At 73.9% G+C, this 11,761-nt stretch carries 7 protein-coding genes; all 7 read left to right on the top strand.

The window, feature by feature from the left end; all coding sequences use genetic code 11:
- The first annotated feature begins 259 nt into the window (after positions 1–259).
- The 7 genes from ABT014_RS28210 to ABT014_RS28240 all read left to right on the top strand — a co-directional run bounded on the left by ABT014_RS28210 (position 260) and on the right by ABT014_RS28240 (position 11,729).
- Positions 260–1,204, top strand: a complete 945-nt coding sequence (locus ABT014_RS28210) for a hypothetical protein (RefSeq protein WP_350642024.1) — start codon at positions 260–262, stop codon at positions 1,202–1,204.
- Between the two features lie 366 nt (positions 1,205–1,570).
- A complete protein-coding gene (gadC, locus tag ABT014_RS28215) occupies positions 1,571–3,055 on the top strand; it encodes a glutamate/gamma-aminobutyrate antiporter GadC (RefSeq protein ID WP_350642025.1) in 1,485 nt (494 codons plus the stop codon).
- Positions 3,052–3,489, top strand: coding sequence for a hypothetical protein (locus ABT014_RS28220; RefSeq protein WP_350642026.1), 438 nt, complete (start codon positions 3,052–3,054; stop codon positions 3,487–3,489). The genes gadC and ABT014_RS28220 overlap by 4 nt, the downstream gene beginning before the upstream one ends.
- 82 nt (positions 3,490–3,571) lie before the next feature.
- The gene (locus ABT014_RS28225) at positions 3,572–4,945 is read left to right on the top strand and encodes a dipeptidase (RefSeq protein ID WP_350642027.1); all 1,374 of its coding nucleotides are present in this window, start codon (positions 3,572–3,574) and stop codon (positions 4,943–4,945) included.
- Positions 4,946–5,043: 98 nt separating this feature from the next.
- Positions 5,044–6,177 (top strand): M24 family metallopeptidase, encoded by a 1,134-nt coding sequence (locus ABT014_RS28230; protein WP_350642028.1) that lies wholly within the window; start codon positions 5,044–5,046, stop codon positions 6,175–6,177.
- A 257-nt stretch (positions 6,178–6,434) separates the two neighbouring features.
- On the top strand, positions 6,435–10,322 hold the full coding sequence (locus ABT014_RS28235) for a Pls/PosA family non-ribosomal peptide synthetase (protein ID WP_350642074.1): 3,888 nt from the start codon (positions 6,435–6,437) through the stop codon (positions 10,320–10,322).
- A gap of 57 nt (positions 10,323–10,379) precedes the next feature.
- Positions 10,380–11,729, top strand: a complete 1,350-nt coding sequence (locus ABT014_RS28240) for a M1 family metallopeptidase (RefSeq protein ID WP_350642029.1) — start codon at positions 10,380–10,382, stop codon at positions 11,727–11,729.
- The last annotated feature ends 32 nt before the right edge of the window (positions 11,730–11,761 follow it).

The raw sequence follows: 11,761 nt of genomic DNA on the forward strand, positions 1-11,761 counted from the left end.
CCACAAGGAATCCGGCGAACTCCCAGCTCAACCGCCCGTTACCGGCAGTACCGGAGGGAACGGGGCCCCGTGGTTGAGCGGGCGAGCACCGACCCGGGGCGCCGGATGTGGCCGCGGTCACCGAACGTACCGGGTGAGCCCGCCCACATTGTCGACACAGCGTGAACCCGCCCCGACACCCGGCACCCACCGACCCCACCCCCACCACCCCCGCGAATGACCCGGGTCACACCGGCCGCCCGGCGGTAGCCTCCGAAGGGTGAGCACGTCGGATTCCTCGGCCGAGGTGTCGACCAGATCCGCCCGGACCTTGTTGCGGGCCGGACTGCTCGATCCGCAGCACCTGCCGGAGCAGCTCGCCCTGCTGGCCGTGCAGTTGGAAGGGCGCAGGGCCCGCACGGCCGTGGCCAAGCTGCGGCGGACCAGGTCGGAGGCCGGGCCGGCCGTGCTGCGCCACGTGGTGATCGAGCGCGGCACCCGGCTGACCGTGCTGGAGGGCGGTGCGGTCGGCGGGCCGTTCATGCTGCTCGTGCCGGTGGCGTTCTGCGCCGCGCTGCTGGCGCAGCTCCGGATGGTGCTGGAACTGGCCGCGCTGGCCGGGCACGACCCCATGGAGCGGCGACGGGCCGCCGAGCTGCTGATGGTGCAGGGCGCGTACCCGACGGTGCCGGAGGCCGAGCTGGCGCTCGCGGCGGTGCCCGACCGGCCGGCCAGGCCGGCGGAGGGCCGGCTCCCGCGCGGCACCCGGGTACGGATGCTGCGGGAGATGGCCTACCTGCTCGGGCTGATCGACCCCGGGGCGCGGCAGCCGGGCCGGGTCCGGCAGGTGGCCGGCTGGGTCCTAACGGCGGCCTTGGTGGTGGTCTGCTTCTTCTTCCCGCTGCTGTGGGTCCCGGTGATGTGGGTGGCCTACCAGCGCGGGACCAGCCGGCTGGGCCTGCGGGCGGCGAAGTTCTACGGCTCGGGCGGCGGTGCGCTGGTGCAGCCGCCGGGGGGTGGCCGCTGGCGGCCCGCCGGGGTGATGGTGCTCGCCCGGACCGTGGTGGCGACCCTGGTGCCGACCTTCGCACTGCTGGCGGTGCTGGTGACCGACTTCCGCCTGGTCGGCAGCAGGGTCTGGGCAGCCCTGGTCGCGGTGGCGCTGGCCTCGCTGGTGATCGCGACGGTGCAGGGCATCCGCCACTGGCTCCGTCGCCGGGGGTAGCGCGGGAGCGGGCACGGAGCTGTCCGGACGCGGACCTTCCCGGGGCCGGAGATACCGCCGTCCGGAGCTGATCCGGTGCGGAGCTGACCCGGTGCGGAGCTGATCCGGTACGGAGCTGCCCCGTGCCGGACGTGGTCGGTTGCAGAGGTTCGCGGTACCGGATCTGTTCGGCGACAGAGCTGTCCGGCCCCGGAGCAGTGCGGCCCCGGACATATGCGCTGTCCGAGCTGATCGGCAGGCCCCGCCCGGCCTCACCGTCGGTGATCACCCGGACAGCCCCGCAACGGGCGCGCGCCCTGGGCCGCCGTGATGGCGTGGGTCGGGATCCCTGCGGATCGTCCGAATCATCGGCCCCGAGGAGCGCCCGTGAGTGCGATGGACATGCCGGCCGACGGTTCCGGTGCCGGGGCACGGACCAAGGAGCGGGCGGTCCAAGCCGTCTCCGCGCCCCGGCTGACCTGGCTCACGCTCGCGCTGATGACCACCAGCTCGGTCGCCAGCCTGCGCGCCGCACCCACCATGGCGGTCTACGGACTCGCCTGCGTGTTCCTCTACCTCGTCCCGGCCATCGTGTTCCTGCTGCCGACCGCCCTGGTCTCGGCCGAGCTGGCGTCCGGCTGGGAGGGCGGGGTCTACAACTGGGTGTCCCAGGGGCTGTCCAAGCCGATGGGCTTCCTGGCGGTGTGGTGCCAGTTCGCGATGACGATCTTCTACTACCCGAGCCTGCTGGCATACGTGGCCAGCACCATCGCGTACGTGGTCGATCCGTCGCTGGCCAGCAACGGGCTCTACACCGCGATCGTGATCATGGTGCTGTACTGGACCGGCGTCTGGATCTCCTCGCGCGGCACCGGCGCGGTGGCCGGGCTGGCCTCCTGGGGCCTGGTGATCGGCACCCTGATCCCGGGGACGCTGCTGGTCGTGCTGGGCGGCGTCTTCCTGGGCCAGGGCAACGCCTCGGCCGCGCCGATGAACGCCGCGCACCTGCTGCCGGCCTGGACCGGTCTGGCCAGCCTGGTGCTGATCGTCAACAACTTCCTCAGCTACTCGGGCATGGAGATGAACGCGGTGCACGTCTCCTCGCTGCGAAACCCGCCCAAGGAGTTCCCGAAGTCGATGTTCCTGGCGATGGGCCTGGTCCTGTTGATCTTCATCCTCCCGGCGCTGGCGATCAGCTGGGTGGTGCCGTCCAACCAGCTCAGCCTGACCGCCGGGGTGATGCAGGCCTTCGACGCCTTCTTCCAGTACTTCCACATCGGCTGGCTCACCCCGGTGATCGCGGTCGGGCTGGTGGCGGCCTCGCTCGGCGGGATGCTGACCTGGCTGGCCGGCCCGTCCAAGGGCCTGCTGCTGATCTCCCGCGAGGAGGGTTACCTGCCGCCGTTCCTGCAGCGCCTCAACCGGCACGGGATCCAGCAGAACATCCTCGTCACCCAGGGCGTGGTGACCACCGCCATCGCGCTGATGTACGCGTTCATCCCGAACGTCTCCAGCGCCTACTGGATCTTCTCGGTGATCACCACCCAGGTCTACCTGATCGTCTACCTGCTGATGTTCGTCGCGGCGATCCGGCTGCGCCGCCTCCAGCCGGACCACCCGCGCGGCTACCGGGCCCCGGCCCTGGTGACCCTGTGCGTGACCGGGCTGCTGGCCTCGGCGGCGGCGATGGTGATCGGGTTCGTGCCGTCCTCGCAGTTCGGCGGCAGCAGCGTCTGGTCGTACGTGCTGCTGATCGGCGGCGGGCTGCTGCTGCTCGGGGTGATCATCCCGCTCTGCTTCCTGAAGTTCCGCAAGCCCAGCTGGCGGAACGCCGGGGAGGACGCCCGGCCGGCCACCGGGGGTGCGGCATGAGCCCGACCAGGTTCGCCTCGCAGCACCGCTGGATCTACGTCGGCGCGATCGTGGTGCTGGTCGGCATGCTGATCACCGGCATCCTCGTCTACCAGCAGCACCACCAGGACGTGCAGGCCAACAACAAGGCCCAGGAGCTCTCCGGGAAGCTGGCCGCCCAGGGCTACCCGGTGCCCGACCAGGACCAGATCGTCTCGACCCTCGGCAACGACGGCGGCGCGGTCTGCAAGCAGCCGGCCAGCGCGCTGAAGAACGCGCTCTGGCTGCAGAACATCTCCAACGGCGCCACCGGCCCGGGCCAGCGTCCGGTGATCGGGGACGGCCGGGCGATCGAGGTGGAGGCGCTGGTGCTGGGCGTCTACTGCCCGGACCAGCTGGCCAAGTACCAGGACCGCTTCGAGGACATCAAGACCGCGCAGACCGTCAAGCACTGAGCCGTCAAGCACGGAGCCGTCAAGCACTGAGCGAGTCAGGCACGGAGCCGTCGGGCCCGAGGCCGGGAGGAGCAGCACCGCCATGAACGAGGACGCAGCAGCGCAGGACGGCCTCGCCCGTCGGATCGCCGGGTTGATGCCCCGGGCCAAGGCCGACCTGGCCGAGCTGGTGGCCATCCCGTCGGTCGCCGACCCGCGGCTCTACCCGCCCGAGCGGTGCCGGGAGGCGGCCGAGTGGCTGGTGGGCGCGTTCGCCGAGGCCGGGCTGCGCGACGTGCACCTGGTGGAGACGCCGGACGGCAGCCACGCGGTGCTGGGCCACCGCCCGCCGCCGCCGGGCGCCCCGACCGTGTTGCTGTACTGCCACTACGACGTGCAGCCGCCGCTGGACGAGGACGCCTGGACCTCGCCGCCGTTCGAGCTGACCGAGCGGGACGGACGCTGGTACGGGCGCGGCAGTGCCGACTGCAAGGGCAACATCGTCATGCACCTCACCGCGCTGCGGGCGCTCGGCGACGACCTGCCGGTCGGGGTGAAGTTCGTCGCCGAGGGGTCGGAGGAGCAGGGCACCGGGGGTCTGGAGGAGTACGTCAAGGCACACGTCGACGAGCTGCACGCCGACGCGCTGCTGGTCTGCGACACCGGTAACGCCGCCGTCGGGGTGCCGACCGCCACCACCACCCTGCGCGGGCTGGCCAATCTGGTGGTGACCGTCTCCACGCTCCGCGGCGACCTGCACTCCGGGATGTTCGGCGGGCCCGCGCCGGACGCGCTCGCCGCGCTGATCCGGATCCTGGACTCGCTGCGGGCGGAGGACGGCAGTACCCGGATCACCGGGCTGGACGCCGACGGGGTGTGGGACGGGGTCGGCTACCCGGAGCAGCAGTTCCGGGCCGACGCCGGGGTGCTGGACGGGGTGGACCTCACCGGGGGCGGCGCGGTGGCGGACCGGCTCTGGGCCCGGCCCGCGGTCACCGTCCTGGGCATCGACTGCGCCCGGGTGGTCGGGTCGGCCGCCGCCGTCCCGGCGACCGCCCGGGCCAGGGTCAGCCTGCGGGTGCCGCCCGGTACCGACCCGGAGGCCGCGCTGGACGCGCTGACCGGGCACCTTTTGGCGGCGGCGCCCTGGGGTGCAAAGGTGGAGGTCGAACCGGAGGGCACCGGCGCCCCGTTCCGCGCGGCCACCGACGGCAGGGCGTACGCCGCCCTGGACCGGGCCGTGCGGGAGGTGTACGGCCGGGAGATCTCCTACCTGGGGCAGGGCGGCTCGATCCCGCTCTGCAACGTCCTCGCCGGGGTCTATCCCGAGGCGGAGATCATCCTGATGGGCGTCGAGGAACCGCGCTGCCTGATCCACGCGCCGAACGAGAGCGTGGATCCGGCCGAGATCGAGCACATGGCCCAGGTCGAGGCGCTCTTCCTGCGCCACTACGCCGAGACCGCGGCCCGGCGCTGAGCCGGCCCCGCCAGCCCCCCGAGAACCGGACCCCCCGAGAACCGGATCCCCGAGAACGGCACCGCCCGCGAACGGCAGCCCCAGAGAGCAGGAACACCATGTCGAACCGGAGCAGCACCCGGCCGTCGCAGCCGCAGCACTTCGCCGCGCGGATGAGCCGGGCCGCCGACGCCGCGGCCGCCGCGGGGCTGGCCGGGCTGGTGGTGACGCCGGGGCCGGACCTGCTCCACCTCACCGGCTACCAGCCGGTGGCGATCACCGAGCGGCTGACCGCGCTGCTGCTGGCGCAGGGGCGGGAGCCGACCCTGGTGGTGCCGAAGCTGGAGCGGCCGGGGGCGGCGGCCTGCCCCGCGGCCCCGGCGCTGCGGCTCGCCGACTGGGCGGACGGCTCCGACCCGTACGCGGCCGTCGCGCCGCTGCTGGAGCCGCACGGGCGCTACGGGATCTCGGACGCGGCCTGGGCGATGCACCTGCTCGGTCTCCAGGAGGCGTTGCCGGGCAGCTCGTACCGTTCGCTCACGGGGTCGCTGCCGATGCTGCGGGCGGTGAAGGACGCCGACGAGCTGGAGCGGCTCGGCGCGGCGGGGGGTGCGGCCGACGCCGCGTACCGCTCGATCCTGGAGGTCCGGTTCGCCGGGCGGCGGGAGAGCGAGGTCGCCGCGGACCTGGCCGAGCTGCTGCTGCACTACGGGCACAGCCAGGTGGACTTCACGGTGGTGGGCTCCGGGCCGAACGGCGCCGATCCGCACCACGAGGCGGGCGAGCGGGTGATCGAGCCCGGCGACACGGTGGTGCTGGACTTCGGCGGGTTGCGGGACGGCTACGGCTCCGACACCACCCGGACGGTCTTCGTCGGCGCCGATCCGCCGGCCGAGGTGCGGGCCGTCCACGAGGTGGTGCGGCTGGCCCAGCAGGCCGCCTTCGAGGCGGTCCGGCCGGGGGTGGAGTGCCAGGAGATCGACCGGGTGGCCCGCCGGGTGATCACCGAGGCCGGTTACGGGGAGTACTTCATCCACCGCACCGGGCACGGGATCGGCCTGACCACCCACGAGCCGCCGTACCTGGTGGAGGGCGAGCAGGCCCGGCTGGTGCCCGGGATGTGCTTCTCGATCGAGCCCGGGATCTACCTGCCGGGCCGGTTCGGGGTGCGGATCGAGGACATCGTCACGGTCACCGCGACCGGTGGCCGGCGGCTGAACAACACCCCGCACGAGCTGGGGACGGTGGCCTGACCATGATCGGATGTGGCGTGGCTCACATTTCCCGAATCGCACTGACGGTCCGTCAGATTGCCTGACGTATCGTCATATCCGTTGCCAGGGAGCAGGTGTGGAAGCTGACTGAGTGTCAGTAAATCTCATTTCAGGGCCAGTTGGGCTGAGCCGCGATCAGCCGTTCCGATCGGGACTTGGTTACCATCGACGGGTTGTCCGCTTTCGGCCCGGAGCGAGTGGACGGGGACGAGAACGAGGAGCGTACGACCGTGACCATGCTGAGCAGCACGTTGCAGGATCGGCAGCCCGGGGGGACGGGGCCGGTCGTAGCGCCGCCCGCCGTCTTCCCGGGCCGCCCGGCGCCCGCGTCGCGCACCCTCGTCGAGCTGCTCGCGGCCACCGTCCGCGACCACGCCCAGGAGCCCGCGCTCGACGACGGGCAGTGCGTGCTCAGCTACGCCGCGCTGGCCGCCGAGGTCGAGACCGAGCGCCGCCGGTTGGCCGCGGCCGGCATCGGCCCCGGCGACCGGGTCGGCATCCGGGTGCCCTCCGGCACCAACGACCTGTACGTCTGCATCCTGGCCGTGCTGGCCGCCGGCGCCGCCTACGTCCCGGTCGACGCCGAGGACCCGGACGAGCGCGCCGAGCTGGTCTTCGGCGAGGCCGCCGTGGCCGCCGTGCTCGGCGCCGAGCGGTCGCTGACCGTGATCGGCGAGGAGCGCCCCGCCCGCGCGACCGGCCACCCCACGCCCGCGGACGACGCCTGGATCATCTTCACCTCCGGCTCCACCGGCAAGCCCAAGGGCGTCGCCGTCACCCACCGCAACGCCGCCGCCTTCGTCGACGCCGAGGCCGCGCTCTTCCTCCAGGAGGAGCCGATCGGCCCCGGTGACCGCGTGATGGCCGGCCTCTCGGTCGCCTTCGACGCCTCCTGCGAGGAGATGTGGCTGGCCTGGCGCTACGGCGCCTGCCTGGTGCCCGTCCCGCGTTCCCAGGTGCGCAGCGGCGCCGACCTCGGCCCCTGGCTCGCCGAGCAGGAGATCACCGTGGTCTCCACCGTGCCCACGCTGGCCGCGCTCTGGCCGGCCGAGGCGCTGATCGAGGTCCGGCTGCTGATCTTCGGCGGCGAGGCCTGCCCGCCCGAGCTGGTGCAGCGCCTGGTCACCGAGGGTCGCGAGGTGTGGAACACCTACGGCCCGACCGAGGCCACCGTGGTCGCCTGCGGCTCGCTGCTGACCGGCGACGGCCCGGTCCGGATCGGCCTGCCGCTGGACGGCTGGGAGCTGGCCGTGGTCGACGAGGCCGGCGACCCGGTGCCGATGGGCGGCAGCGGCGAGCTGGTGATCGGCGGCGTCGGCCTGGCCCGCTACCTCGACCCCGAGAAGGACGCCGAGAAGTACGCGCCGCTGAAGTCGCTCGGCTGGGACCGCGCCTACCGCAGCGGTGACCTGGTCAAGGCCGAGCGCGAGGGTCTGCTGTTCCTCGGCCGCGCCGACGAGCAGATCAAGCTCGGCGGCCGCCGGATCGAGCTCGGCGAGGTCGACGCGGCCCTCCAGGCCCTGCCGGGCGTGCAGGGCGCCGCCGCGGCCGTCCGCACCGCCCGCGGCGGCAACCAGCTGCTGGTCGGCTACCTGGTCACCCAGGAGGGCTGGGACCAGGCCGCGGCCGTCGAGCGGCTGCGCGCCGAGCTGCCGGCCGCCCTGGTGCCGCTGCTCGCCCCCGTCGAGTCGCTGCCCACCCGGACCTCCGGCAAGGTCGACCGGGCCGCCCTGCCCTGGCCGCTGCCGGAGCTGGAGACCGGTGGCCCGACCGAGCAGCTGTACGGCACCGAGGCCTGGCTCGCCGAGCAGTGGGGCGAGATCCTCGGCGTGCAGGCGATCGGCGCCCAGGACGACTTCTTCGCGATCGGCGGCGGCAGCCTGGCCGCCGCCCAGCTCACCACGCTGCTGCGCACCCGCTACCCGGCCGCCGCGGTGCTGGACATCTACCAGCAGCCGGTGCTGCGCAAGCTCGCCCGCCACCTGGAGCGCTCGGCCCAGAGCGACGGACCGGCCCGCACGGTCGACCCGGTGCCGACCCGCGCCAAGGCGCTCCAGCTGCTCCTGCTGCTGCCGCTGTTCACCCTGGTCGGGCTGCGCTGGACGGTCGGCCTGCTGGCCCTCGGCAACGCGCTGTCCTGGTTCGGCGACTACCCGTGGGCGCCGACCGCCTCCTGGTGGGCGGTGCTGCCCGCCGTGGCGCTGCTGTTCAGCCCGCCCGGCCGGCTGGCCGTCGCGGCCGGCGGCGCCCGGCTGCTGCTGCGCGGCCTGAAGCCCGGCAGCTACCCGCGCGGCGGCTCGGTCCATCTGCGGCTGTGGACCGCCGAGCGGCTCGCCGAGCTGAGTGGCGCGACCGAGCTGTCCGGCGCCTGGTTGGTCCGCTACGGCCGCGCGCTCGGTGCCCGGATCGCCCCCGAGGTCGACCTGCACTCGCTGCCGCCGGTCACCGGCATGCTCCGGCTCGGCCGCGGCTGCGCGATCGAGGCCGAGGTCGACCTGTCCGGCTACTGGCTGGACGGCGACCGCCTGGAGATCGGCCAGATCCGGGTCGGCTCCGGTGCCGTGGTCGGTACCCGCAGCACCCTGTTCCCCGGCTCCCGGATCGGCAAGCGTGCCCAGGTCGCGCCCGGCTCCGGCGTCACCGGCCAGGTCCCGACCGGCCAGCGCTGGGCCGGCGCGCCCGCCGTCAAACTCGGCAAGGCGCACCGCGACCGCCCCGCCCGCCGTCCGGTGCGCCGGGCCCGCTGGGCGGCGCTGTACGGCGCGAGCGGGCTGGGCCTGAGCCTGCTGCCGGTGGTCTCCGGCCTGGCCGCGCTGGCCGTGCTGAGCGCCTTCGTCCGGCCCGGTGACGGGCTCGGCGCCGCGCTCGCCGGCGCTCTGGCCGCCGTGGTGCCCGCCACGCTCGCGTTCGGCCTGACCTACGCCGTGCTGCTGGTGGCCGCCGTGCGGCTGCTCAGCATCGGTCTGCGCCCCGGCTACCACCCGCTGCACGGCCGGATCGGCTGGCAGGCCTGGACGGTCAGCCAGCTGATGGACCTGGCCCGCGGGACGCTCTTCCCGCTGTACGCGGGTCTGATCACCCCGGTCTGGCTGCGCGCCCTCGGCATGAAGGTCGGCAGCCGGGCCGAGGTGTCGACCGTGCTGGCGCTGCCCAGCCTGACCACCGTCGGCGACGGCGCCTTCCTCGCCGACGACACCCTGATCGCCCCGTACGAGCTGGGCGGCGGCTGGCTGCGGCTCGGCGAGGCGGAGATCGGCGAGCGCGCCTTCCTCGGCAACTCCGGGATGACCGCGCCCGGCCGCGCGGTGCCCGACCGGGGCCTGGTGGGCGTGCTGTCCGCCACCCCGAAGAAGGCCAAGAAGGGCAGCTCGTACCTGGGCATGCCGCCGATGCGGCTGCCCCGTTCGGCCGACGCCGGCGACCAGAGCCGCACCTACGACCCGCCGGCCCGGCTGCTCTGGGCGCGCGGGCTCACCGAGGTCTGCCGGATCGTGCCGGTGCTGGCCTCCGCCGCGCTCGGCGTGCTGACCGTGGCCGCGCTGGCCTGGCTCGCCGCGGCCGGCTCCGTGCTGCTGGCCGCCCTGCTGTCCGGCGTGGTGCTGCTGGGCGCCGGTGCGCTCGCCTGCCTGGTGTCGATCGCTGCGAAGTGGCTGCTGGTCGGACGCTTCCGCGCGGTGGAGCACCCGCTGTGGAGCGGCTTCGTGTGGCGCAACGAGCTGGCCGACACCTTCGTCGAGGTGCTCGCCGTGCCGTGGCTGATCGGCGCCGTGCCCGGCACCCCGGTGCTCAACCTCTGGCTGCGCGGGCTCGGCGCCCGGGTCGGCCGCGGCGTGTGGTGCGAGAGCTACTGGCTGCCCGAGGCCGACCTGGTCACCCTGGGTGACGGGGTCAGCATCAACCGCGGCTGCGTGCTGCAGACCCACCTCTTCCACGACCGGATCATGCGGATGGATACTGTGGTCCTCCGCGAGGGCGCCACGCTGGGCCCTGGCGGAATCGTGCTGCCCGGCAGCACCGTCGGGGCCCGCAGTACGCTCGGGCCGGCCTCGCTGGTGATGCGCGCGGAGTCCGTCCCCGCCGACACCCGGTGGCTGGGCAATCCGATCGAGGCCTGGCAGGCGTGACGGCTTGACGCACACCGCACAGCGCAGTTCGTAAGACGGCAGGGAGAGTTCGCACCGTTGAGCCCCAAGCAGGCGTCGCACCTCGGTGTCGACCCGTACTTCCCCACGCACGGTGACATCCGTTACCGGGTCCACCGGTACGAACTCGCCCTGGACTACAAGCCGGGCCCCAACCGGCTGGGCGGCACCGCCCGGCTGAGCGCGGTGGCGGGGGCCGAGCCGCTGCGCGAGTTCGCGCTCGACCTGGCCGAATTCCGGATCGGCCGGGTGCTGGTCGACGGGCGCGCCGCGCACTACACGCACCGGGCGGGCAAGCTGCGGGTCCGGCCGGCGAAGGCACTGGCCGCCGGCGCGGCGTTCACCGTGGACGTGGCCTACACCGGCAACCCCAAGCCGGTCCGCAGCCCGTGGGGCGGCCTGGGCTGGGAGGAGCTCACCGACGGCGCGCTGGTGGCCAGCCAGCCGATCGGCGCGCCCTCCTGGTACCCGTGCAACGACCGGCCCGCCGACAAGGCCTCGTACCAGGTCTCGATCACCACGCCGTCCGCCTACACGGTGCTGGTCGGCGGCCGGCTGCTCACCCGGACCACCCGGGCCGGCAGCACGACCTGGGTGTACGAGCAGCCCGCGCCCACCTCCAGCTACCTGGTCTCGGTCTCGATCGGCCAGTACGTGCCGCTGCGGCCCGCCGGCCCGCCCCCGGGCGGCGGCGTGCCCCAGCAGATCCACGTGCCCGCCCGGCTGGTGCCGCAGGCCGCCCACGACTTCGGGCGGCAGGCGGACATGATGCGGCTGTTCGAGGAGCTGTTCGGGCCGTACCCGTTCACCGCGTACAGCGTCGTGGTGGCGGACGAGGAGCTGGACGTCCCGGTCGAGGCGCAGGGGGTCGCCACCTTCGGCACCAACCACGTCGACGGCGTCCGCGGCTCCGAGCGGCTGGTCGCCCACGAGCTGGCCCACCAGTGGTTCGGCAACAGCGTCACGATCGCCGACTGGCGGCACATATGGCTCAACGAGGGCTTCGCCAAGTACGCGGAGTGGCTCTGGTCCGAGCGCTCCGGCGGGCGGCCCGCCGCCACCCACGCGGCGGTCGCGCACGCGCTGCTGTCCGCCCTCCCGCAGGACCTGCGGCTCGCCGACCCGGGCCGGGCCCGGATGTTCGACGACCGGCTGTACGAGCGCGGCGGGCTGACCGTGCACGCGCTGCGCTGCGCGCTGGGCGACGCGGCTTTCTTCCCGATGGTCAAGGACTGGGTCGGCCAGAACCGGCACGGCGTGGTCGGCACCGCGGACTTCACCGCCCACGTGCGCCGCTACGCCGCCCGCCCGGTGGACGGGCTGCTGGAGGCCTGGCTGCACGAGACGGCGCTGCCGATGCTCCCGGTGGCACCGGGAGCCGCGGCCTGAGCGGTGGTCCGGGGCGCCGCGGCGCCCCGGAC

Source organism: Kitasatospora sp. NPDC094015, from assembly GCF_040304075.1.
Classification (GTDB): Bacteria; Actinomycetota; Actinomycetes; order Streptomycetales; family Streptomycetaceae; genus Kitasatospora.